The organism is Micromonospora sp. CA-246542, assembly GCF_050942905.1.
GTDB lineage: Bacteria > Actinomycetota > Actinomycetes > Mycobacteriales > Micromonosporaceae > Micromonospora.
Genome location: NZ_CP192040.1, coordinates 6,512,569 through 6,535,721, shown reverse-complemented (window position 1 = coordinate 6,535,721; position 23,153 = coordinate 6,512,569). Strand labels below are relative to the sequence as shown.

The following is a 23,153-nucleotide window of genomic DNA, read 5'->3' as shown; positions in this document are numbered from 1 at the left end:
GGATGCCACTACATCCTTGTTACTGCACGATCTTGGGCGCGCGCGGCGCGCGCGGGGTCAGGTGGTGGCCAGGCGCTTCAGGGCGCCTCGGGCCACCTCGGGGCGGGTCGTGTACCAGAACGGGGGGAGGGACCGGCGCAGGAAAGGTCCGTAGCCCCGGGCCGTCTCCAGGCGCGAGTCGAGCACCGCGACGACCCCCTTGTCGCCGGTGGCCCGGATCAGCCGGCCCACGCCCTGCGCCAGCCGTACCGCGGCGATCGGCACGCTGACCGCGGCGAACCCGGAGCCGCCGCCCGCGTCCACGGCGGCGGCGCGGGCCGCCGCGAGTGGTTCGTCGGGCCGGGGGAAGGGCAGCCGGTCGATGACCACGAGCTGACAGGCGTCGCCCGGCACGTCCACCCCCTGCCAGAGCGACATCACTCCGAAGAGGCAGCTCGACCGCTCCTCGCGGAACCGGCGGACCAGCAGCGGCAACGCCTCCTCGCCCTGCAACAACACCGGCAGGTCGGTCCGCGCGCGCAGCAACTCCGCCGCCTGCGTCGCGGCCCGCCGGGAGGAGAAGAGACCGAGGGTACGACCACCGAGCGCCTCGACGAGCCCGAGCAGCTCCTCACCGGCCGCGTCAGGCAGCCCGGAGACGCTGGGCCGGGGCAGGTGCGCGGCGACGTACAGGATGCCCTGCCGTGCGTAGTCGAACGGCGAGCCCACGTCGAGCGAGCGCCACCCCGGTCCCTCGGTCGCGGGGATGGTGGTGGCGTCGGCCAGCCGGCGGCCCGGTGTCTCGGCAGCCGGACGGCCCGCGCCGGTGCGGGCAGCCAGCGAGGCGGCGGCGGGCGATGCGGGGACCGGCGGCGCGTCCAGGCCGAGGGCGCGGGCCACCGTGTCGAACCGGCCGCCGAGCGCCAGGGTGGCCGAGGTGGCGACCACGGTGCGTTCGTCGTACAGGTGGGCGGCGAGGGTACCGGCGACCGACAGCGGTGCGACCACCAGTGCCCGCCGGTTGCCGCTGTCGTTCTTCTCCACCCAGGCCACGTCGTGGTCGGCCTCTTCGAGGAGCCGTTGGGCGGTGGTGGAGAGGTCGTCCATCGCGGCCTTGGCCTGCTGTTTGCGCACCGGATCGGGGTCGTCGGACTTGATGTCGCCGATGGCGTCCAGGGCGGCGCGGGTGGCCGAGTCGAGCAGGGTGCAGGCCTCGCGCAGCGGCGTCGGCAGACCGGCGGTGAGGCGACCGGCCGGCGCCTCGGCCAGCCCGACGGCGAGGGCGTCACCGGCGGCGACGAGCGCGTCGGCCGTCTCCGGGCGCAGCAGCGGGCGGGCACGCCGGGTGGACCGGTCGATCATCTCCGGCACCAGCTCGGCCTGCGCGGCGGAGGAGACGCGGTCGGCCAGCTCGTGCGCCTCGTCGACGATCAGCAGCTTGTGCGGCGGGACGATGTGCCGCTCGGCCAGCATGTCCACCGCGAGGAGGCTGTGGTTGGTCACCACGATGTCGGCCTCGCGGGCGCGGGCCCGGGACGCCTCGGCGAAGCACTCCGCGCCGAATGGGCAGCGGGTCGCGCCGACGCACTCCCGCGACGGCATGGAGACCAGCCGCCACGCCTGGTCGTCGACGCCCGGGTCCAGCTCGTCGCGGTCGCCGGTGTCGGTCTTCTCGGCCCAGTCACGCAGGCGCTCGATCTGCTTGCCCAGCCGACCCGCCTCGCCGAGCCACTTCGTGCCGCCGCCGGGGCGGGCGGCCGGGGCCTCGAAGAGGGTGTCCTCCGGCTCGTCGGCGGTGGAGTTGTCCAGTCGGGCCAGGCAGAGATAGTGGTGGCGGCCCTTGAGCACCGCGAACGTGGGCCGGCGGCCGAGCACCGGCTCGACCGCGTCGGCCAGTCGGGGAAGATCGTGGTCGACGAGTTGGGACTGCAACGCCAGCGTGGCCGTGGAGACCACCACCGGGCCGTCCACGGTGAGGGCCGGCGCGAGATAGGCCAGTGACTTGCCGGTGCCGGTGCCCGCCTGCACGAGCAGGTGCTCGCCGCTGGTCACGCACTCCTCGATGGCGGTGGTCATCTGCTGCTGGCCGGGCCGTGCGGTGCCGCCGGGGACCGCGCCGACCGCCGCCGCGAGCAGCTCCGTGCCGCTGGGCCGGGCACCCCGCCGCCGGCCTGCGCCACGGGCCGAGGGGGTGGCGGAACCGGTGGCGGTGCGGGGCGGAGTCACCGTGCGACGGTACCCGTCGCCGCCGACACCGACCGCGCCATCCGCCCGCGTGGCGCGTACCCGCCAGTGGCTCCGCCGGCCGGTGCCGTCCGGTTACGGCGGCACTACGACGTGTGGGCGCTATCGGTTAGGGTGCGAATCATGCCGAGCGACGTGGTCCGAGTGATCTACCGCAAGTACGACGGCAGCGCCCACCGCGACTACCCGGCCCGCCGCCTCACCGAGGACGACCTCGGCGTCTGGCTCGGCGTTCCGTTCGGCACCGAGTCGGTCTACCACGGCCGACCGTCGGTGGAGAAGATCCCCTTCGTCCTGCTGGTGCCGCACCACGCCTGGTGGACGTGCATGTTCAACCCCCCGCCGCGCACCAGCGAGGTCTATTGCGACATCGCCACCCCGGCCCGTTGGGAGTCCGACGACACCGTCCACCTGATCGATCTCGACCTGGACGTGGTCCGTCGGCGGGCCACCGGCGTGGTGGAGCTGCTGGACGAGGACGAGTTCGCCGAGCACCGGGCCCGCTTCGGCTACCCGGACGACGTGGTGGTCGAGGCCGAGGCGGCGGCCCGGTGGTTGTACGGCGCTCTCGGCGACGGCACCGAACCGTTCGCCACCTCGTACCGCAAATGGTTGGCCCTGGTGGTCTGAGCCGGTGCGTCGGGCCTCGCCGGGCGGATGGCGCGCGGGTGGGCGATGATCCTCAGATGAGCGAATCCCGGCAGGAGCAGGGCGGTCGGATCGTGACGCCGCACGGTGGGTCCGTGCGGGATCTGTTGCGGGTCACCGCTCCGGTGGATCTCGCCGCGATCGATCCTCGGTCCACGCCCGGCCTGCCGGCCGCCGAGGAGATGGGCGAGCGCCGCAAGACCTGGGCCCGGGCGCAGGTGGGGCTGATCGGCGAGGAGTTGGGCCGCCAGCAGGAGATGCTGTTCGCGATGGCGAAGGCCGGGTCGACGAGCCCCGCGCACCGGGTGCTGCTCGTGCTCCAGGCCATGGACTGCGGTGGCAAGGACGGCACGATCAAGCGGGTGGCGGGCGCGATGAACCCGCTGGGTCTGCACATCCGCTCGTTCGGGCCGCCGACCGAGGAGGAGTTGCAACACGACTTCCTCTGGCGGATCCGCCGGGAGTTGCCGCCTGCGGGGTACGTGGGCATGTTCAACCGGTCGCACTACGAGGACGTGCTGATCGCCCGGGTCGGCGCGTTGGTGCCGGAGGCAATCTGGCGGGCCCGGTACGACGAGATCAACTCCTTCGAGCGGGAGTTGACCGAGGACGGCGTGACCGTGATCAAGGTGATGCTGCACATCTCGTACGCCGAGCAGGGCGAGCGGCTGCTGGAACGGCTCACGGACCCGCGTAAGCACTGGAAGTACAACCCGTCGGACGTCGACTCCCGGTCGCACTGGGACGACTACCAGGCCGCGTACGCCGAGGCCCTGAGCCGGTGTGGCACGGACGCCGCGCCGTGGTTCGTGGTGCCGGCGGACCGCAAGTGGTACCGGGACTGGGCGGTGGCCCATTTGCTCCGGGAGACGTTCGACACGCTCGGGCTGGGGTATCCGCCTGCCGATTTCGACGTGGCGCACGAGCGCGAGCGGTTGGCTGCTGGGGGAGCGGGGACGGCTGGGACGCCCGAGATGAACACTAGGTGAACGAGCGGTGAATGTGGTCCGACCAGGGGTGGGCCGGCGAATTCGCGGATCTGGCGTTTCCTAGCATTCACCGAGCGGACGCCCACGGACGCCGCCACCCTTCCACCGACGCGACGAGGTCTGTGCTGTGAAGTTTTCCTTCCGCCCCACCGAGGGCGCCTTCTACGAGCTCTTCACCAGGGCCGCGCAGAACCTGGTCCGGGGCACCACGCTGCTGAACGAACTGGCCCTTCCCGGTGTCGACGTGCAGTCGGTCAGTGAGCGGCTGACCGAGGTCGAGCACGACAGCGACCAGATCACGCACGATCTCTACAAGAAGATCAACTCGACCTTCATCACGCCGTTCGACCGGGAGGACATCTACCGGCTCGGCTCGCTGCTGGACGACGTGATGGACCACCTGGAGGCGGTCGGCGACCTGCTCTACCTGTACGGGCTCACCGAGCTGCCGGCGCTGCCCCGCGAGCTGCACGAGATGGTCAACGTGCTCGACCAGCAGGCCAAGCTGACGGCCGAGGCGATGCCCCGACTGCAGTCGATGAAGGATCTCGAGGACTACTGGATCGAGTGCAACCGGCTGGAGAACGAGGGCGACCGGATCAACCGGCAGCTCCTCGTCCGGCTCTTCTCCGGCGAGTACGACGCGTTGACGGTGCTGAAGATGAAGGAGGTCGCCGACGAGTTGGAAGCCGCCTGCGACGCCTTCGAGCACGTGGCAAACACGGTCGAGACCATCGCGGTCAAGGAGTCCTGAACCGGTGACTCCCGAACTCATCGCCGTGCTGGCGGTGATCGCGGTGGCCCTGGCGTTCGACTACACCAACGGCTTCCACGACGCCGCCAACGCGATCGCGACAAGCGTCTCGACCCGCGCGCTGACACCCCGGATCGCCCTCGGCCTCGCCGCGGTCGGCAACTTCTTCGGCGCCCACTTCGGCGCCGGCGTCGCTAAGACCGTCGGCGACGGCCTGGTCACTCTGCCCACGGGGGTGAGCAGCCTGGGGGTGGTCTTCGCCGGGGTACTGGGCGCCATCGCCTGGAACCTGATCACCTGGTACTTCGGCCTGCCGTCGTCGTCCTCGCACGCGCTCTTCGGCGGCCTGGTCGGCGCGACCCTGCTCTCCACCGGCGGCATCGTGCAGTGGGGCAACATCGGCGAGAAGATCATCCTGCCGATGGTGCTCTCGCCGATCGTCGGCCTCACCCTCGGTTACCTGCTGATGCTGGCGATCCTCTGGCTGTTCCGCAAGGGCCAGCCGGGCAAGCTCAACCGGGGTTTCCGCCACGCGCAGACCGTCTCCGCCGCCGCCATGTCCGTCGGCCACGGCATGCAGGACGCCGCCAAGACGATGGGCATCGTGGTGCTGGCGCTCTACACCGGTGGCTTCCAGGAGAGCAAGACCCACATCCCCGGCTGGGTCTTCTGGACCTCGGCCACCATGCTGGCGCTCGGCACGTACGCCGGTGGTTGGCGGATCATCCGTACCCTCGGTCGTAAGATCATCGACCTCGGGCCGCCGGAGGGCTTCGCGGCCGAGACGGTGGCCAGCGCGGTGCTCTACTTCAACGCCCTGGTGCTGAAGGCCCCGATCTCCACGACCCACACGATCACCTCGGCGATCATGGGCGTGGGCGCGACCAAGCGACTCTCCGCGGTCCGCTGGAACGTCGCCGGCAACATCGTGATCGCCTGGATCATCACGTTCCCGGCCGCCGCGCTGATCTCCTGTGTCACCTACCTGCTGGTCCGGCCGCTCTTCGGCTGACCGGACCCCGAACGCGAAGAGGCCCCCCTATTCGGGGGGCCTCTTCGCGTTCACTCGTAGCGCACGCCGATCTGCTCCCGGACCGTGTCCAGCAGCGCCATCACCTCGAGGGTCGTGGTGTGTGGCACCAGCGGGCTCTCGGTCAGCCCGGCGGCCAGGCAGCGCTGCACCTCGATCGCCTCGTACTGGTAGCCGTTGCCGGCCTCCTCGGCGGTGATCGTCTCGGGCTCGGCGCCGTCCCGGTACAGGGTCAGCGAGGCCGGCCGGAAGAACGGCTCCGGCAGGTCGATACGGCCGGTGCTGCCGGTGATCGAGGCGGCCAACGAACTCGCGCCGACCATGCCGCAGCTCAGCGTGGCCACCGCCCCGCTGTCGTACCCGAGGAGGATGCCGGTGTTCTCGTCGGTCCCCTCGGGGCCCAGGTGCGCCCAGGAGCGGATGTGCTGCGGCACGCCCAGCAGCAGGTGCGCCAGGCTGATCGGGTAGATCCCCAGGTCGAGCAGCGCGCCCCCACCCAGCGCCGGGTTGCGCATCCGGTGCTCCGGCGGGAACGGCCCGGCCACCCCGAAGTCGGCCCGCACGTTGCGCACCGTGCCGATGGCGCCCTCGGCGATCAGCTCGACCGCGCGAAGGATGAGCGGGTTCGTCCTCATCCACATGGCCTCCATGAGGAAGACCCCGGCGGCGCGGGCGGTATCCACCAGCTCGGTGCTGGTGGCCAGGTCGAGGGTGAACGGCTTCTCCAACAGCACCGCGCGGCCGGCGGTCAGACAGGTCAACGCCGCCTCGTGGTGCGCGGCGTGCGGAGTGGCCACGTAGATCACGTCGACCTCGGGGTCGGCGGCCAGCTCCACCCAGGAGCCGTACGCCCGCTGCGCGCCGTACGTGTCCGCGAACCGCCGCGCGCTGTCGGCGGAGCGGGAGCCGACCGCGACCAGTTCGGCGCCCGGCACCAGCCGGAGGTCTTCGGCGAAACGGCTGGCGATGTGGCCGGTGGCCAGGATGCCCCAACGAGTCATGTCGGAACGCTAACCCCTGTGGTCGACGGCCGGCCGTCGACCCTCACCAGCCGCCGCACCGCCGCGCCGCCGCGCCGCCGCGCAGTCACGCCGCCGCGCCAGCGCGGCGACGTGGTGAGGCGGCGAACTAGGCTCGCGGCATGACGATCGACAGCGCCGGCTTTCCCGCCCCGGCCGCCCTGGTCGAGCACGCCCGCCGGTTCCAGGCCGAGGGCGGCAGCCCGGCGACCCCGCGGGTCGCGGCCACCGTGCTGCTGCTGCGTCCGACCGACACCGACTTCGAGGTGTACGTCATCCGCCGGGTCGCGGCGATGACCTTCGGCGGCATGTACGCCTTCCCCGGCGGCGGCGTCGACCGCTCCGACTCCGAGGCACACCTCGACTGGGCCGGTCCGACGCCGACCGACTGGGCGGGCCGGCTCGGAGTGGACGCGGAAGCCGCGCAGGCGGTGGTGTGCGCCGCCGCCCGCGAGGTCTTCGAGGAGGCGGGTGTGCTGCTCGCCGGTCCCGACCCGGCGACGGTGGTCGGCGACGTCAGTGGCGACGACTGGGAGGCGGCCCGGCAGGACCTGGAGGGGCGTCGGCTGGGTTTCGCCGCGCTGCTCGCCGACCGTCGGCTCACCCTGCGGTCGGACCTGCTCCTGCCCTGGAGCCGGTGGATCACTCCCGAGTTCGAGCCGCGCCGCTTCGACACGTACTTCTTCGTGGCCCTGCTGCCGGCGGGCCAGCGCACCCGCGACGTCTCCGGCGAGGCCGACCACACCCTGTGGGTCCGACCGGCGGACGCGCTGGCGCGCGCGCAGGCCGGCGAGCTGACCATGCTCCCACCGACCCTGGTCACGCTGGCCGAGGTGGCGGCGGCCGGCGACCTGGCCGGCGTGGCCCGCGCGGCGACCGACCGCGACGCCGCCACCCCGATCACCCCACGCCTGGACCTACCGCCGAACGGCGAACCCCGCTTCGTGCTGGCTTGAACCCGCCGCGCCCGCCGCCCGCCCCGCGATCTTGCACTTTCTGTCCCGACACAAGGGGCATCCCGCTCATGTCGACGACAGAAAGTGCAAGATCGGCGCGGCTCGCCGGTGGCGCGGCGGCGCGGTGCCGGATATGGCACCGGCGCCCCACGCCGGGAGGGCGGGGCGCCGGTGACCGGACGAGGTCGGTTCAGCCGAAGCGGCCGGTGATGTAGTCCTCGGTCTTCTTCACGCTCGGGTTGCTGAAGATCTTCTGGGTGTTGTCGTACTCGATCAGCCGGCCCGGGTCGCCGGTCTTCTCGATCGAGAAGAAGGCGGTCCGGTCCGACACCCGGGCGGCCTGCTGCATGTTGTGGGTCACGATGATGATCGTGAACTTGTCCTTGAGCTGGAACATCAGGTCCTCGATGGCCAGCGTGGAGATCGGGTCCAGGGCCGAGCAGGGCTCGTCCATCAGCACGACCTGGGGCTCGACCGCGATGGTCCGGGCGATGCAGAGCCGCTGCTGCTGACCGCCGGAGAGGCCCGCGCCGGGCTTGCCGAGGCGGTCCTTGACCTCGTCCCACAGGTTCGCCGAGCGCAGGGCCTTCTCGGCCGCGTCCTCCAGGATCGACTTCTTGCGGACCCCGTTGAGCTTCAGCCCGGCCACCACGTTCTCGAAGATGCTCATGGTGGGGAACGGGTTCGGCCGCTGGAAGACCATGCCGATCGTGCGCCGGACCGCGGTGACGTCCACGTCCCGGTCGTAGATGTCCTGGTCGTCGATGGTCAGGCTGCCCTCGACGCGGGCCCCCGGCAGCACCTCGTGCATCCGGTTGATCGACCGCAGGAACGTCGACTTGCCGCAGCCGGACGGCCCGATCAGAGCGGTGACGGTCTTCGGCTCGACGGTCAGGTTAATGTTCTCGATCGCCTTGAAGCCGCCGTAGTACGCGGTGACGTTCGAGGCGGAGACGCGCTTGGCCATGGTGGTACCTCCGGGGTTCATCGGCTGAGCCCGTTGCGACGGGCCAGCAGTTTCGCCGCGATCGTCAGGATGAGCACGAGGGCGACCAGCGTGAGTGCCGCGGTCCACGCCCGTGCCGGCGCGTACTTCGACGCGTCACCGGCCTGCTGGTAGACGAAGAGGGACAGCGACGACTGGTTGTTCTCGAAGGGGTTGGTGTTGATGGCGGCGCCGCCGCCCGCGACGAGGAGCACCGGCGCGGTTTCGCCGGCCGCGCGGGCGATCGCGAGCATGACGCCGGTGACGATGCCGGGCAGCGCCGTCGGCAGGACCACCCGCAGGATGGTCTTCCACTTGGGTACGCCGAGCGCGTACGCGCCCTCACGCAGCGGTGGCGGAACGAGGCGGAGCATCTCCTCGGTGGACCGGACGATCGTGGGCAGCATGAGCACGCTCAGTGCGAGCGCGGCGGCGAAGCCGGAGAAGCTCGGCCGGCCGTCGTTGAACCACGGCGACACGATCAGCACCCAGAACGCCAGCACGAAGAGGCCGGAGACGATCGACGGGATGCCCGTCATGACGTCCACGAAGAACCGGATCGCGAAGGCGAAGCGGCCCCGCCCGTACTCGACGATGTAGATGGCGCAGAGGATGCCGAGCGGGACGGTGATCAGGGTGGCGATGCCGACCTGCTCCAGCGTGCCGACGATCGCGTGGTACGCGCCGCCGTTGGCGTCCCGGGCCCCGATGTTGTTCATCGAGGTCTGGAAGAAGTTGCCGTCCAGCCGCTCGGTGCCCTTGCTGACCAGCGTCCAGACGACCGAGACGAGCGGCAGCACCGCGAGCACGAACGCGGAGTGGATCAGCGCGCTCCAGGTGCGGTTGCGGGCCGACCGGCGTCCCTCGACCACGTTGGCCGCGGCGAAGAGCCCGGCCAGGTAGAGGATCGCGCCGAGGACGACGACGAGGACCGGGCCGCCGATGTCTCCGCCGTAGACGATCACGGCGGAGAGCGCGAGGGCCGCCACGGCGATGGCCGGTGCGGCGTACCAGGGCAGGCGCTTGGCCCGCAGAGAAGCGGGCTGGGCCGGCGGCCGGGTGCGGTGGGAGGTGACGGTTGTGGTCATGCGGCCGACTCCGTGAACTCCCGGCGGCGGTAGATGATCGCCCGCGCCGTGATGTTGACGATCAGCGTGATGGTGAACAGCACCAGGCCGGAGGCGATGAGCGCGCCCCGCCCGGTCTCGTTCGCCTCGCCGAACGCGTTGGCGATGTTGGCGGCGATCGTGTTGCCGCCGTTCTGGATCAGGTTGAACGAGATGCCGAAGGTGATGCCGAGGGTGAGCGCCAGCGCGATGGTTTCGCCGAGCGCCCGACCGAGGCCGAGCATCACCGCGGCGATGATGCCGGGCCGACCGTAGGGGAGCACCGCGGTGCGGAGCATCTCCCAGCGGGTGGCACCCAGGGCGAGGGCGGCCTCCTCGTTGGCGGTCGGCGTCTGGAGGAACACCTCGCGGGAGAGCGAGGTGACGATCGGCAGCACCATGATGGCGAGCACCAGGGCACCCAACATGATCGACTTACCGAACGGCCCGTCGCCGCCGAAGATCGGGATCCAGCCGAAGTACTCGTTCAGCCAGACCGAGAAGTCCCGGACCGGGTTGCTGAAGACGTCCCGGCCCCAGAGGCCGAAGACCACGCTCGGCACAGCGGCCAGCAGGTCCACCAGGAAGCCGAGCGCGGTGCCCAGCCGGCGCGGCGCGTAGTGCGAGAGGTAGAGCGCGATGCCCAGCGCCACCGGCACCGCGATGAGCAGCGCGAGGGCGGAGCTGAGCACGGTGCCGAAGGCGAGTGTGCCGATGCCGAACTTCGGCTCCGTGTCGTTGGGGGACCAGCCCTCGTAGGACCAGAAGTTCTCGGTGTTGGCGCGCAGGGCCGGCACCGCCTTGGCGACCAGGAAGATCGCGATGGCGGCGATGATGACCAGAACGGCGGTGCCGGCGGCCAGTGTGAGGCCGCGGAAGGCCCGCTCGGCGCCGAACTTGCGGCTGCGCGGCAGAGCGCCGCCGCCGCCCAGCTCGGTGCCGCCCGGGGAACGGGTGCTGACTGGTGCCTCGGCCACACGCGCCGAGGCACCGGCGGGCCACTCGTGACTTTCGGTCACGCGCGTCCCGCCGGTGCCGGCGTCGGCCGAGCGGTGAGGGGTTTCACCCATCTGCTCGCTCGATTCGGTTGCGGAGGTGTGGGGGTCGGGTCAGGAGAGGTTCTTGACCGCGGCTTCGACCTTGGTGCGGACCGTCTCCGGCAGCGGGGCGTAGCCGAGGTCGGTCAGGGAGTTCTGGCCCTCGGCGCTGGCGGCGTAGCCCAGCAGACCCTTGACCAGCTTGAGCTTGTCGGCCGCGAGGCCCTTGCTGCAGACGATCTCGTACGTCGCCAGGACGATCGGGTACGCCCCGGCCTCCTTGGTGTTGTAGTCGATCTTCAGCTTGAGGTCGTCGCCCTGGCCCTCGACGGCCGCGCCGGCGATGGTCTTGCCGGCGGCCTCGGCGGTCAGCGCGGCGAACTCGCCGTTGCCGTTACCGATCTTGGCCATCTTCAGGCCGGCGTTCTCGGCGAACGACCACTCCATGTAGCCGATGGAGCCGTCGGCGCCCTTGACCGAGCTGGCCACGCCGTCCGAGCCCTTGGCACCGGTGCCGCCCGGGGCCTTCCAGGCCTTGGCGTTGCTGAAGGTCCAGTCGCTCTCGGAGGTCTTCGAGAGGAACTTGGTGAAGTTGTCGGTGGTGCCCGACTCGTCCGAACGGTGGACGGTCTGGATCGTGGTCGCCGGGAGCTTGGCGTCCGGGTTGTCGGCCTTGATCGTGGCGTCGTCCCACTTGGTGACCTTGCCGGCGAAGATCTTCGCCAGGGTGGCCGGCTTGAGCTGGAGGTTGTCCACGCCGCTGACGTTGTAGGCGACGGCCACCGGGCCGATCACCATCGGCAGGTGGATGGCCTTGCCGCCGGCACACTTGGCGTCGGCCTGCGGCTGCTCCTCCGGCTTGAGCGCGGAGTCGGAGCCGGCGAAGTCGGCGGTCCCGGCGATGAACGCCTGGATGCCGGCGCCCGAACCGGAAGCCTCGTAGTTGATGGTGGTGCCGGCGCACTTCTGCTGGTACGCCTTGATCCACTCGGCCATGGCGTTCTTCTGGGCCGACGAGCCCTGTGCGTTCACCGTGCCGGTACCGCAGTCGACCGCGGCGGCGGAGCCCGAGGCGCTGGCGCCGGAAGTGGGCTCGTTGTTGTCCGAGCCGCATGCACTGAGGCCGAGCGTCGCGGCAAGAGCGAGGCAGGCAATAGTGCCGTACCGCTGGAGCTTCACCTGAGGGGTTTCCCTTCGCGTCTGACTTGGCGCCCCGATCCCGGGGCCCGAGGACCGGCACTGACCGGCTGACACGAAAGTTAGAAGTGCCAGGTAGCCGGTTCGCCGGTCGCAAGTGAACGCAGGGTGAACAGGTACGGCCCCCGAGGTGACCGCTCGCTGAGGGTGAGTTGTCCGTTAAGTGAACCGGGGCACTTCAGTGCCCGTTGCCACTCAGCCGAGGTGGTAGTTGATGTGCGCGGACCACCGGGCGAAGCCCAGCCGCTCGTACAGCGCTACCGCCCCGGTGTTCGAGTCGTCGACGTAGAGCATCACCCGGTCCAGGCCCCGCCTGTCCCGCAGGTACGCGAGCCCCGCGGTGGTCAGCGCCCGGCCCAGGCCGCCGCCGTGCGCGGTCGGCTCCACCCCGAGCACGTACACCTCGCCGATCCGAGCCGAACCGGGCCGTTCGTGCACCTTCGTCCAGTGGAAGCCGAGCAGCCGACCGGTCGAGGTCTCCTCGGCGAGCAGGAAACCGGCCGGGTCGAACCACGGCTCGGCGAGGCGGACCCGCAGGTCGTCCGGGGTCCACCGGCCCTGCTCGGGGTGCTCGGCGAAGGCCCGCGCGTTCAGGGCCAGCCACGCCGTGTCGTCCGCCCCCGGCCGGAACGCGCGCAGCGCCACCCCGTCGGGTAGGCGCGGCTCGCCCAGTGGAGCCGCCAACGGTCGGCGGAGCTGCCAGAGCACCCGCGCACGGGCGAACCCCAGGTCCACGGCGAGCGCCGCCGCCGACGGGTGGTCGCCGTGCGCCCACGCCCGCAGCGGTCCGGTCGCCGAGGCGAGCACTCCCCGGGCGAGCGCCCGGCCGGTGCCACGCCGCCGGTACGCCGGGTGCACCACCAACTCGACACCGATTCCGTCCACCGGGTCGGTGGTGTCGAGGTGCGCGTACCCGGTCAGCGTGCCGTCGTCGGCGCGGGCGAGCAGGTGTACGGCCGGAGCGTCCGGGTCGCGCAGGCGGAGCAGGACGTGCTCGTCCAGCGGGTCCGCGCCGTCGGTGTCGCCCGCCGTACGGGCCAGGGCCAGTACGCCGGCGATCTCCGTTGGGGACAGTCGGTCGGTCCGGGTGACCTGGTCGCTGGTCGGTTCCGCACTGCTCATCCCGTCACCGTAGCCGTTGCGTCAGGCGCGTCCCGGACGGTCGCCCGAGTAGCGTCCCGGACCCGTCGCCTCAGGGAGTTGGCCGGCTCACGTGGGGTCGGTGGGCAGCGCCTCCAGCTCGTACCGCGCCGTGAGTTCGGGCAGGATCCGGCGCAGCGCGTCGACGGTGCCCTGCCGGTCGCCGCCCGCGTCGTGCATGAGGACGACCGCACCGGGTTGCGCCTGCGTGAGCACCGTGGTGGCGATCTTGTTGGCGCCGGGCGCCTGCCAGTCCGACGGGTCCACCGACCAGTGCAGCGGGGTCATGCCGAGTTGCCGGGACACCGTCACCACCGGGTAGGTCCAGGCGCCGCCGGGTTGGCGGTACCAGACGATCGGAGCGTCCGGCACCGCTGCCCGGATGGCCTCGTTGGTGCGTATCAGGTCGGTGCGGATCTGGTCGGCGGACCGGTTGCCCAGCGAGACGTCGTGGTGCCAGGAGTGGTTGCAGAGCGTGTGGCCGTCCGCCACGATCGCCTGGATCAGGTCGGGGTGGTCCTGGGCGTTCTCGCCCACCACGCAGAACGTTGCCTTGACGTCGTACTCGCGCAGCATCGCGAGGACCTGGGGGGTGTAGCGCGGGTCCGGCCCGTCGTCGAAGGTCAGCGCGAGTCGGGCGGTGCCGGTGTCCGTGTGGGCGCCGAACAGCCGGTCGCCTCCGGCGTCCCGGCCCGTGCCGTCCTGGCCGGCCTCGGCGGGACCGGCGGCGCTCTGGCTGGTGCTCGGGTGTTCGGTCGACGGCTGCTCGGGAGGCTGGTCGGCGTAGTGGGGCCCGGTGGCGTCGGTGGTGACGCCCGTGGCGTGCTGCCGGGTCTGGTCCGGGACGAGGCTACGGCCCAGCACGTACGCGGAGCCGAGCAGCGCCGCCACCACCACCGTCACGATCCCGGCCGCGCGCGCGGTCGAGCTGACCCGTGTCACGGCTTCCACCCGGTCGGCCGGAGCCCCCGGCCCGTCGCCCCCGTGTTACCTGCGCGCACCCTTGCCCCCTTTTGCGACAAACCCGGCAGTCAGAATAGGACTGCCGAGCTGCGCAAAAGGGGCATATGGGGAATCGGGCGCGACGCTAGACGGGCAGCGGCGCGTGCTCCGTCTCGGGCAGCGAACGCGAGGGGGGTACGACGAACTTGTAGCCCACCTGGCGGACCGTGCCGATCATCGACTCGTACTCCGAGCCGAGCTTGGCGCGCAGGCGTCGGACGTGCACGTCCACCGTCCGGGTGCCGCCGAAGTAGTCGTACCCCCAGACCTCGCGCAGCAGCTGGTCGCGCGTGAACACCCGGCCCGGGTGCTGGGCCAGGAACTTCAGCAGCTCGAACTCCTTGTAGGTGAGGTCGAGCGGGCGGCCCTTGAGCTTCGCCGCGTACGTGTCCGGGTCGATGGTGAGTTCCCCGGCCCGGATCGAGCCGCCGGCGCCGGCCGTCGCGTTGCTCAGGCGGCCGACCGCGAGCCGCAGCCGGGCCTCCACCTCGGCGGGGCCGGCCGAGGCGAGGATGACGTCGTCGACGCCCCAGTCCGCGTTCAGCGCGATCAGGCCGGCCTCGGTGACGACCGCGACCAGCGGCACCCCGAGCCCGGTGGCGTGCAGCATCCGGCAGGTCGCCCGGGCTTCGCTCAACTCCGACCGGGCGTCCACCAGCACCGCGTCGGGGCTGGGCCCGGCAACAAGGGTGCGGACGTCGCGCGGCGCGGTACGCACCGAGTGTGGCAGCAGGTCGAGAGCCGGCAACACAGCCGACGGTTCGCCTGCGCGCGCGGTCACCAGCAGCAGGATTTCCACGATCACCTCCGTCCCGGCGGCGCATCGCCGCACGCGACCAGACACACTCGTGAGGGAGTGCGCTGAGAAATTGCGTGGTCCCGGCGTCGCTGACGGGCGGGTAACGCGTTGAGCGTAACCGATCGCCTCGGCTGCACCGTCAGGCCATTTCCCGTTTGTCTAGCTTGCCCCTGATCGTGGCACAGGTTTTAACGTTACTGAAACCCGCGACCACTGCACCGGGCGGTCGATCTGGCACGATCGGGGCGTGTTTCCCTCCACCTCGCCCGACGCCGGCCGCGACTCGTGGACCGACGGCCCCCGTCCGGGTCCGGCCGCTCCGACCCGTGGCCACCCACCCGCGCCGCGCACCGGACCGGCTGTCGCCGACGGCGAGCGCCGTGGAGGTGGACCGCGCCGGGCCCGCCGTGCCGGAGAGCCGGCCCGTCGTACCGAGGAGGAGACCGACGAGCCGGAGGAGGAGGTCGTCCCCCCGGTCGAGGTGCACCGCCCGCTGGCGCTGACCATCGCCGGCTTCGCCGCGCTGCTCGGCGTGGGACTGGTGCTCGGCGCGCAGACGTCGGGCCCGGGTCACCGCCTGCCGTTCGCCGTCATCGTCTTCGGCGTCCAACTGCTGTTCGTGCTCGCCTGGACGATGGCCATGCGCCCACCGGCGCTGCTGCTGGTCGCCGGGATCAGTGCCGCCATCGCCGCGGCCGCCGACGTCGCCGCCGTCCGAAGTGACATCGCCGGCCTGGCGCCGCTGGGGTACCTGGCCGTCGGCGGCTTCCTCGCCGCCGTGCTCGGCCAACTGGTCCGCCGCGTCGACCGGGTCCGGGTCACCGACTCCCTCGGTGCCACCCTGCTCATCGTGGTCGGCGTCGTGGCCCTCGGCACCCTGATCGTGCTCAGCCGCATCCCCGCCGGCACCCAGGCGATCACCGTCTGCCTGACCGCGAGCGGGGTCGCGCTCACCGTCGCCCGGCTCACCGACGCGGTGCTGCCGTGGCCCCGGCTGGCCCCGCAGGTGCCCCGGGGCGCGGCCGGCGTCGTCGGCGGAGCGATGGTGGGCACGCTGGTCAGCGCGCTGCTCGGCGGCTATCTGGTGGCACCCTTCACCCCGACCAGGGCCGCGGTGATCGGCCTGGTCGCGGCCGTCACCGCCGTCCTCACCGACCTCGCCGTGGGGTACGCGGAGGCGGGTCGCCTCATGGCCGGGGAGCCGCCCACCATGTGGGTCGCCCGGCACATGCAGGGGCCGCTCGGCGGGTTCGCCCTGGCGGCGCCCGCCGCGTACGCCATGTGCATGCTCTTCCTCTGAGCCCACGGTTGAGGTCGGTGCCGCTCGGGTACCTACGGGTGCGCCGCGCAGCGGCGCCGGTTCGGACGACCCGCCGTGTCGCGGCGGGCGGAGACAGGAGGCGGCGTGGCCCAGGAGTATCCGGTCGACGACCAGCAGCAGGCCCGGCCCCGACGGCGCGGACGCAAGCTGCTCATCGGCCTGGTCGTCCTGCTCCTCGTGGTGGCAGGCCTGCTGGTGGTCGCCGACCGGGTGGCGGTCGGCGTAGCCGAGCGGCTCATCGCCGAACGGGTCAGCCAGGAGATCAGCAAGCAGGGCGCGCAGTCCTCGGCGCCCGACGTCGAGGTCGGTGGGATGCCGTTCCTCACCCAGGTGCTCGACGGGCGGTACGAGCGGATCTCCATCTCCCTGCGGGACGTGCAGGCCTCGGTCGAGGGTGACGCCGTACGGCTGCCGGTGCTGGACGTCGACGCCCGCAACGTGCGGGCGTCGCTCGACACGCTGCGGACCGGGCAGGGCGACGTCGTGGCCGACACGGTCGACGGCACCGGCACGATCAGCTACGAGAGCCTCGCCGCGCTGCTGAAGCGACCCGGCCTCACTCTCGGCGAGCAGGGCGGCAAGCTGGCCGTCAGCGCCCCGGTCGACATCCTCGGCACGAAGTTCACCGTCGCCGGCACCGCCGACGTCACCGTCGCCAAGAACGGCGCGGTCGCCCTGCGCTTCAACAACCTGGACGCCGCCGGGCTCCCGAACCTGCCGCTGGCCCGCACGATCCTCAGCAACTACGCCAAGAGCATCTCCATCGACGTGCCGCTGCCCGACCTGCCGTTCCAACTCACGGTCCGCAAGGTCCAGCCGTTGCCCGAAGGGCTGGCCGTCACGGCCGACGCGAAGAACGTACCGATCAACTCCGTCAGCTGAGTCCGGCGTCAACGGTCCGGGCCGCTGGGATGCCCCAGAGGCCCGGCAGCGGGACGATTCCCGGATGGTGGTCGGTACGGTGGCGGCCCTCCGGATCGCTGGTAGGCTGCCTGACCATGGGGACCCACCTCACCAAACGGCGCGCGGTCGACCTGTGCCGCGTGGCCACCTGCCTGTGTCGCCCTGTCATCTGACGGCGGGGCTGTTTTCGGCCGCCTGACGGCGGCCACCGGCACGCAGGGTCCTCGACCCTTTCCGGTGATCCCACCGAACGCCCGGCAGCGGCGCCGTCGCACGAACCCGTGATCCCGTCCTTCCGCTGGGTCCCGCGCGCGGTGCGACAGTTCAACCCATCGATATTCGCGCGTTGGCTCACCATCCATCCTCACCAGGGAGTGAATCGATGAGTCGCGACACCGCACTCGTCTCGGCCGAGTGGGCCGAGAAGAACCTCGACGCACCGGGCGTCGTCTTCGTCGAGGTCGACGAAGACACCTCGGCCTACGAGACCGGCCACATCGCCGGCGCCATCAAGGTCGACTGGAAGACCGACCTCCAGGACCCGGTCCGCCGGGACTTCGTCAACAAGGCCCAGTTCGAGGCGCTGCTGTCCGAGCGGGGCATCAGCAACGACGACACCGTGATCCTCTACGGCGGCAACAACAACTGGTTCGCGGCGTACGCCTACTGGTACTTCAAGCTCTACGGCCACCGCGACGTCAAGCTGCTCGACGGCGGTCGCAAGAAGTGGGAGCTGGACGCCCGCCCGCTGGTCACCGAGACGCCGACCCGCCCGGCGACCCAGTACGTCGCGCAGGAGCCGGACACCTCCATCCGGGCCTTCCGCGATGAGGTCGTCGCCGCGATCGGCACCAAGAACCTGGTCGACGTGCGCAGCCCCGACGAGTTCGCCGGCCGGCTGCTGGCCCCCGCCCACCTGCCGCAGGAGCAGGCGCAGCGGGCCGGTCACATCCCGACGGCGATCAGCGTCCCGTGGTCCAAGGCGGCCAACGAGGACGGCACCTTCCGGTCCGACGACGAGCTGCGCAAGATCTACGGCGACGCGGGGCTGGACGACAGCAAGGAGACCATCGCGTACTGCCGGATCGGCGAGCGCTCCTCGCACACCTGGTTCGTGCTGCAGGAGCTGCTCGGTCACCGCAACGTGAAGAACTACGACGGCTCCTGGACCGAGTACGGCTCGCTGGTCGGCGTGCCGGTCGCGCTCGGCGACGAGCCAGGGGAGGCCTGACGATGACCGCTCCCACCGCTGCGGGCTGCGCCGCACCTGACCAGGCCGCGCCCCTGCCGGCCAGCCTGGACCTCGAGAAGGAGACCGTCATCACCGGCATCGTCCGGTCGGCGGCGGACGAGGTCGTGCCGGGCGCGTACGTCCGGCTGCTCGACTCGACCGGCGAGTTCACCGCCGAGGTGGTCACCTCGGCCGCCGGCCAGTTCCGGTTCTTCGCCGCACCGGGTTCCTGGACGCTGCGGGCGCTGTCCCGGCACGGCAATGGCGACACCGCCGTCACCGCCGGCCGGGGCATCAACGAGGTGTCCGTCACCGTCGCCTGACCCACCGCTCTGATCGACCGGGGCCGGTCACCCTCCTGGGTGGCCGGCCCCGGTCGTCGTCGTGGGCGTGGTCAGATGCCGGTGGCTCTCGTGCAGGACGAGACCGGAGCGAGGACGACGTCGACGGTCTCGACGAGGCCCGCCCTGATGCGGGTGCGCTGCGTCTGCGGTATCCACCCGTCCTTGGCGACGATCACCTCGTAGCGGCCCTTGGGCAGCCACCAGACGTACCGGCCCTGCGGGTTCGCGGTCAGGGTCCAGCCGGTCGTCCTGCCCACCCGGTTGACCCGTACCGTCGCCGCGACCCCGACGGTCGCGCCGGAGCAGGTGACCCCCGTGACGGTGCCCTGGATCCGGCCCCAGCTCGCCGGCGGCGAGACGGCCATCCGCGCCGGCACCGCGGTAACCCGGTACGGCGTGTCGGACGCGATACCCAGCTCGCCGGAGTAGGTGCCCGGCTGGGCCACACCGGCGGCGGCCGTGGCACGCATCTTGACGGTGACCGTCCGGGAGGCCCCCGGCGCGAGGGTGAACGTGCCCGGCTTGGTGGTCAGCCAGGGTAGGTCCGCCTCCCCGGCACACAGTTCCAGGCCGCTGAGCCGTTCGGCGTCCGGGGAGCCGACGAAGGGGGACGGCGAACCTCCGATCCGGTACGCGCCGCAGGCGGCAGCGCCCCGGTACCGACCGGACTGGACGTTGGGGAGGTCGCGCCAGCTCCCCGCCACCGGGTCGTACGCGATGGTCCGGTTGGTCACCGTGGTGGACGCCGCCGTGACCCCACCGGCCAGGACCAAAAGGTCACCGGCCGCCGCGTACTGGGCGCCCCAGAGATCCACCGGCAGGTCCGGCAGGGGATGCCACGCGTCGGCCGCCGGGTCGTACCGGTAGGCGTCGGTGTAGTCGGCGTCGCCGGTGCCACCGGCGCAGTAGACCGCGCTGCCGATCCCGCCGCAGGAGAGCCAGGACACCGGGTGCGGGTACGCCGCGCCGGTGTGGAACGTGCCGGTGCTCGGGTCGAGGACGACGAGCCGGTCCGATTCGGCGCAGTCGTTGTTCTGGCAGCCACCGACCAGGTAGATCTTCCCGCCGGTGACCGCCCCGCCGGCCGCCGCCACGGGGAACGGGTTGCCGGGCCCGGCCAGCGTGCTCCACGTGTCGGTGGCCGGGTCGAACACGTCCACGGAGGCGACGGTGTCGTCGTCGACGCCCCAGCCACCGAGGACGTACAGCTTGCCGCCGACGGCTGCCGCGACCGGCTTCGCCCGGCCGCTCGGCAGGTCGGGCAGCGCCGCCCAGGTGTCCGTGTCGGGGTCGTAGCGCCACGCCTTGCGTTCCAGGCCGCTGCCACCACCGCCGCCGACGGAGTACACCTTGCCGTCGAGGGTGGCCGCCGCGTTGTCGTAGACCGCCGCCGGAAGGGTGGCGATACCCGTCCAGGCGTCCTGCGTCCGGGGGCCGTTCCCGGTCCCGGACGCGCCGTACGCGGTGCCGGTACGGGTCTTGCTGATCCCCTTGATCCGCTGCTCCCGCAGGGGCGCTCCGGCTCTGGACAGGGCGTCGAACCGCCCGTTGCGCTCCACCAGGTTGACGGCGGCCGGCGCGCTGCCGGTGTTGCGCACCGTCAGCTTCGCGGTCCGGGTGCTGCCGTACGGCTGGGACGACCGGACGGCCGCCGGTGTGACGGTGAGGCGACCGGCGGCCAGCGCGACGTCCAGGCGGCGGACGCCGTCGGCCGGCACGCTCGCCGTCTTGGCGGCGACCTGGTACGGCGTCCGGCTGGCGGTGAACCGGTGTGCCCCGGTCAGCCCGGAGAACAGCCAGTAGAAGCCGTCCGGCATCGTCGGGTCGTCCGGAGTCGCCGCCGACCTTCCCCGGTCCTGCGGGCGGTCGGCGCTGGCCACGGTGACCCCGTCGAGCGGCGTGTCGGTGTTGCGGTCGGTGGTCACCCCGAGCACCAGCCCGCCCGGGGCGGGTACGCAGTCGCGGTTGACCACCTGCACGTCGTCCACCTGCCACCACCAGGCGAAGCTGCCGTGGAAGCGGAACCGGACCCGTACCGAGGCGGCCCCGGCCGCCGGGTCGAGTGGCACCTCCTCGACGACCGGCCCGCGCCGGCTGGTGGTCTGGTGCCAGACCGTGGTCCAGGTGGTGCCGCCGTCGGTGGAGACGTCCACGTCGGCGGTGTCGCTCACGCCGACCGCCCGCCAGTCGCTGTGGAAACGCAGCACCGGCGCCGGTGTGCCGCGCAGGTCGACGCTCGGGGTCACCAGGTCGGTGTCCTGGGTCCGGCCGGAGCCGAGACGGTCGCTGTCGGCGATGGCGAAGGCGCCGCTGCCGCCGGTGAGGTTGCCCCGCTCGCCCGCGTCGGTGAAGGTCCAGCCGCCGTCGTCGGTACGGTTCCGTACCGACCAGCCGTCCGGCGTCGCGGTGCTGTCGAAGCTCTCGGTCAGCAGGGGAGCGCCGAAGCTGCCGGTGTAGCCGGCCGCCGTGCATCCGGTCTCGACCGGTACGGCGAGGTCGGTCGTCACGGGGTCGCCGCCGGTGACCACGTCCCGGGTGACCGTACGGTAGCCGGGGTAGCGGGCGGTGACGGTGAGCCGGTACGTGGCGTTGCCGGGAACCGTGAACGAGTACCGGCCGGTGCCCGGGTCGGTGAACACCGGTCCACCGGGACGGCCGGCGACCTCGATCCGCGCGTAGAGCGGCCAGCCGTGCCCGGAGGCGTCGGTGACCCGGCCGGCCACGGTGACCGTCGGGTTGGCCGTCAGCGCGAAGTCCCGGGTGACCGCCCCGCCCTCGGTGACGGTGACGGTGGCGCTCTGTCCGGCGTACCCGTAGGCGCTGACGGTGACCGTCGCCTCGCCGGCCGGCACGGTCAGCGCGTACCGGCCGTCCGCGCCGGTGGTGACGCTGCGGGCGCCGTCGCCGACGGTCGCGCCGGCGATCGGGTCACCGTCGCCGGCCGTGGTGACCGTGCCGGTGATGCGTCCGACGGCGCCGCGTGGCGCGGCCCGAGCCGCCGCGTACGCGTCCAGCCGACCTTCGCCGAAGACGTTGTTGTCGGCGGCGGTGCCTCCGCAGGCGGTGGCGTCGACGTCGCGGGCGGTCCGGTCCAGCAGCTCCTCGGTCCCGGCGACGTCCCCCCTCAGGGTCGGTGCGGCCGACCAGAGCAGCGCCACCGTGCCGGAGACGTGCGGCGCGGCCATCGAGGTGCCGTCGTACGCGGCGTAGGAGTCGCCGGGAACGCTGGAGCGCACGTCGCTGCCGGGCGCGGCCACGTTCGGCTTGTACGACCGCCCGTCGGTGCCGGCGCCCCGCCCGGAGAAGTCGGAGATGGTGTTCTGCACGTCGTACGAGCCGACGGCGTACGCGTCGGCGTTGTCACCGGGTGAGCCGGCGCTGCCGCAGGCCGGGCCGTCGTTGCCGGCGGAGAAGACCCCGAAGATGCCGGCAGCGCGCCAGGCCGCGATGGTCTGCTCGAACCACGGGTCGCCGCCGGCGCCGCCCCACGAGTTGTTGACCACGTCGGGGCGCAGGTCGGTGCGGGGGTTCTGCCCGTTCAGGTCGGTCGGGGCCAGCACCCACTGGCCGGCCGCGAGCAGCGAGGCGTCGGTGCAGGAGTCGGTCTCGCAGCCCTTCGCGGCGATCCACTTCGCGCCGGGAGCGACGCCGATCTGGTTGCCCGCGCCGTCGTCGCCGACCATCGTGCCGGTGGTGTGTGTGCCGTGGCCGACGTTGTCGCAGGGCGCGGCGCCGGGGCACACGCCGGCCGGGTCGTACCAGTTGTGGTCGTGGTCGAAGACGCCACCGCCGAGGTTGCCGCGGTACGCCCCGACCAGCGCCGGATGGTCGTACTGGGCGCCGCTGTCGATCGTGGCGACGACCACGCCGTCGCCCCGGTCGTCGAGTTCGCTCCACACCTGCGGGGCGTTGATGTTGGTGAGCCCCCACTCCGGGCCGTTCGCCTCCGCGTGGCTTCCGGTCGCGGGGGTGGGCCGCAGCAGGGGATAGCTGCGGCTCGGCTCGATCCTCGCCACGTCGGGCCGCTTGGCGATCTCGTCGAGGAGCGCGCGATTCCCGGTGACGCGGACCGCGTTGGCGATCCAGTACGGGGTGTGTGCCGCCTTGCGGGTCCTGAGCAGCGTGCGTAGACCCTTCTGGGTGCGCGTGGCGGTCGTGGTGAGCAGCCGGTGCACCTCGCGGGCCCGGTCGTCCGGGTCACGCAGCTTGGCGGTCCGCGCCACCGGCGCGGTGCTGCGCAGGTAGACGAGGAAGCTGCCGGTGCCCGTCGTGCCGAGCTGGCGGAGCAGCCGCTGGTCGACGCGGGCGGGCGTGGGCGTGGGTCGGGCGGCGACGGCGGGTTGGGCGGTGAGGGCCAGCAGGGCCGCAACGCACGCCACGGCCGTTCGCCAGAGGACGGATCTCGCATTCGGTGGTGGTTGGAGCACTGTTCCTCCCCACATGGGGTCCCGCTGGGTTCGGGACCTGCT

The 23,153-nt window shown here is 72.0% G+C and carries 20 protein-coding genes; 10 read left to right on the top strand and 10 right to left on the bottom strand.

Annotated elements, in window-relative coordinates; all coding sequences use genetic code 11:
* Positions 1-57 precede the first annotated feature (57 nt).
* Entirely contained in the window at positions 58-2,205 is a 2,148-nt protein-coding gene (locus tag ACQP0N_RS30415; RefSeq protein WP_433115865.1) for an ATP-dependent DNA helicase, read from the bottom strand.
* Between the two features lie 141 nt (positions 2,206-2,346).
* Here ACQP0N_RS30415 and ACQP0N_RS30410 point away from each other — a divergent pair, with 141 nt between their 5' ends.
* From ACQP0N_RS30410 to ACQP0N_RS30395, 4 genes are all read left to right on the top strand, one after another.
* Complete coding sequence (locus ACQP0N_RS30410) at positions 2,347-2,853, top strand: DUF402 domain-containing protein (protein WP_355050885.1); 507 nt, start codon at positions 2,347-2,349, stop codon at positions 2,851-2,853.
* A 56-nt stretch (positions 2,854-2,909) separates the two neighbouring features.
* The gene (locus tag ACQP0N_RS30405; protein WP_433115863.1) at positions 2,910-3,860 is read left to right on the top strand and encodes a PPK2 family polyphosphate kinase; all 951 of its coding nucleotides are present in this window, start codon (positions 2,910-2,912) and stop codon (positions 3,858-3,860) included.
* Between the two features lie 127 nt (positions 3,861-3,987).
* Positions 3,988-4,614, top strand: a complete 627-nt coding sequence (locus tag ACQP0N_RS30400; protein WP_355050883.1) for a DUF47 domain-containing protein — start codon at positions 3,988-3,990, stop codon at positions 4,612-4,614.
* A gap of 4 nt (positions 4,615-4,618) precedes the next feature.
* Positions 4,619-5,626, top strand: a complete 1,008-nt coding sequence (locus ACQP0N_RS30395; RefSeq protein WP_433115860.1) for an anion permease — start codon at positions 4,619-4,621, stop codon at positions 5,624-5,626.
* Between the two features lie 50 nt (positions 5,627-5,676).
* On the opposite strand, the gene ACQP0N_RS30390 is transcribed toward ACQP0N_RS30395, so the two are convergent.
* Positions 5,677-6,645: a Gfo/Idh/MocA family protein gene (locus ACQP0N_RS30390; RefSeq protein ID WP_433115858.1), complete on the bottom strand. Its 969-nt coding sequence runs from the start codon at positions 6,643-6,645 to the stop codon at positions 5,677-5,679.
* Between the two features lie 140 nt (positions 6,646-6,785).
* On the opposite strand from ACQP0N_RS30390, the gene ACQP0N_RS30385 reads away from it, so the two are divergent.
* Positions 6,786-7,619: an NUDIX hydrolase gene (locus ACQP0N_RS30385; RefSeq protein ID WP_433115857.1), complete on the top strand. Its 834-nt coding sequence runs from the start codon at positions 6,786-6,788 to the stop codon at positions 7,617-7,619.
* A gap of 190 nt (positions 7,620-7,809) precedes the next feature.
* Here the strand turns inward: ACQP0N_RS30385 and pstB are convergent, their stop codons facing one another.
* The 7 genes from pstB to ACQP0N_RS30350 form a co-directional block, all read right to left on the bottom strand.
* Positions 7,810-8,586 (bottom strand): phosphate ABC transporter ATP-binding protein PstB, encoded by a 777-nt coding sequence (gene pstB, locus ACQP0N_RS30380; protein ID WP_099848932.1) that lies wholly within the window; start codon positions 8,584-8,586, stop codon positions 7,810-7,812.
* 17 nt (positions 8,587-8,603) lie between these two features.
* Positions 8,604-9,692 carry a phosphate ABC transporter permease PstA gene (pstA, locus tag ACQP0N_RS30375; RefSeq protein ID WP_433115854.1) on the bottom strand — a complete coding sequence of 363 codons (1,089 nt, stop codon included), beginning with the start codon at positions 9,690-9,692 and terminating at the stop codon, positions 8,604-8,606.
* The gene (gene pstC / locus ACQP0N_RS30370; RefSeq protein WP_433115852.1) at positions 9,689-10,780 is read right to left on the bottom strand and encodes a phosphate ABC transporter permease subunit PstC; all 1,092 of its coding nucleotides are present in this window, start codon (positions 10,778-10,780) and stop codon (positions 9,689-9,691) included. Before pstC ends, pstA begins: the two co-directional genes overlap by 4 nt.
* Before the next feature lie 39 nt (positions 10,781-10,819).
* Complete coding sequence (pstS, locus tag ACQP0N_RS30365) at positions 10,820-11,926, bottom strand: phosphate ABC transporter substrate-binding protein PstS (RefSeq protein WP_433115851.1); 1,107 nt, start codon at positions 11,924-11,926, stop codon at positions 10,820-10,822.
* A gap of 213 nt (positions 11,927-12,139) precedes the next feature.
* Complete coding sequence (mshD, locus tag ACQP0N_RS30360) at positions 12,140-13,066, bottom strand: mycothiol synthase (RefSeq protein WP_433115849.1); 927 nt, start codon at positions 13,064-13,066, stop codon at positions 12,140-12,142.
* Positions 13,067-13,153: 87 nt separating this feature from the next.
* On the bottom strand, positions 13,154-14,035 hold the full coding sequence (locus tag ACQP0N_RS30355; RefSeq protein ID WP_433115847.1) for a polysaccharide deacetylase family protein: 882 nt from the start codon (positions 14,033-14,035) through the stop codon (positions 13,154-13,156).
* Positions 14,036-14,171: 136 nt separating this feature from the next.
* Positions 14,172-14,891: a winged helix-turn-helix transcriptional regulator gene (locus ACQP0N_RS30350; RefSeq protein ID WP_357129003.1), complete on the bottom strand. Its 720-nt coding sequence runs from the start codon at positions 14,889-14,891 to the stop codon at positions 14,172-14,174.
* A 241-nt stretch (positions 14,892-15,132) separates the two neighbouring features.
* Here ACQP0N_RS30350 and ACQP0N_RS30345 point away from each other — a divergent pair, with 241 nt between their 5' ends.
* From ACQP0N_RS30345 to ACQP0N_RS30325, 5 genes are all read left to right on the top strand, one after another.
* Complete coding sequence (locus tag ACQP0N_RS30345; RefSeq protein WP_433115845.1) at positions 15,133-16,185, top strand: hypothetical protein; 1,053 nt, start codon at positions 15,133-15,135, stop codon at positions 16,183-16,185.
* A 105-nt stretch (positions 16,186-16,290) separates the two neighbouring features.
* The gene (locus ACQP0N_RS30340; protein WP_433115843.1) at positions 16,291-17,088 is read left to right on the top strand and encodes an LmeA family phospholipid-binding protein; all 798 of its coding nucleotides are present in this window, start codon (positions 16,291-16,293) and stop codon (positions 17,086-17,088) included.
* Between the two features lie 29 nt (positions 17,089-17,117).
* Positions 17,118-17,282, top strand: coding sequence for an Ms5788A family Cys-rich leader peptide (locus ACQP0N_RS30335; protein WP_433115841.1), 165 nt, complete (start codon positions 17,118-17,120; stop codon positions 17,280-17,282).
* Positions 17,283-17,491: 209 nt separating this feature from the next.
* A complete protein-coding gene (locus ACQP0N_RS30330; RefSeq protein WP_433115839.1) occupies positions 17,492-18,340 on the top strand; it encodes a sulfurtransferase in 849 nt (282 codons plus the stop codon).
* A gap of 2 nt (positions 18,341-18,342) precedes the next feature.
* Positions 18,343-18,663 carry a DUF1416 domain-containing protein gene (locus ACQP0N_RS30325; RefSeq protein WP_433115837.1) on the top strand — a complete coding sequence of 107 codons (321 nt, stop codon included), beginning with the start codon at positions 18,343-18,345 and terminating at the stop codon, positions 18,661-18,663.
* Positions 18,664-18,734: 71 nt separating this feature from the next.
* On the opposite strand, the gene ACQP0N_RS30320 is transcribed toward ACQP0N_RS30325, so the two are convergent.
* Complete coding sequence (locus ACQP0N_RS30320; RefSeq protein ID WP_433115835.1) at positions 18,735-23,126, bottom strand: S8 family serine peptidase; 4,392 nt, start codon at positions 23,124-23,126, stop codon at positions 18,735-18,737.
* Positions 23,127-23,153 lie beyond the last annotated feature (27 nt).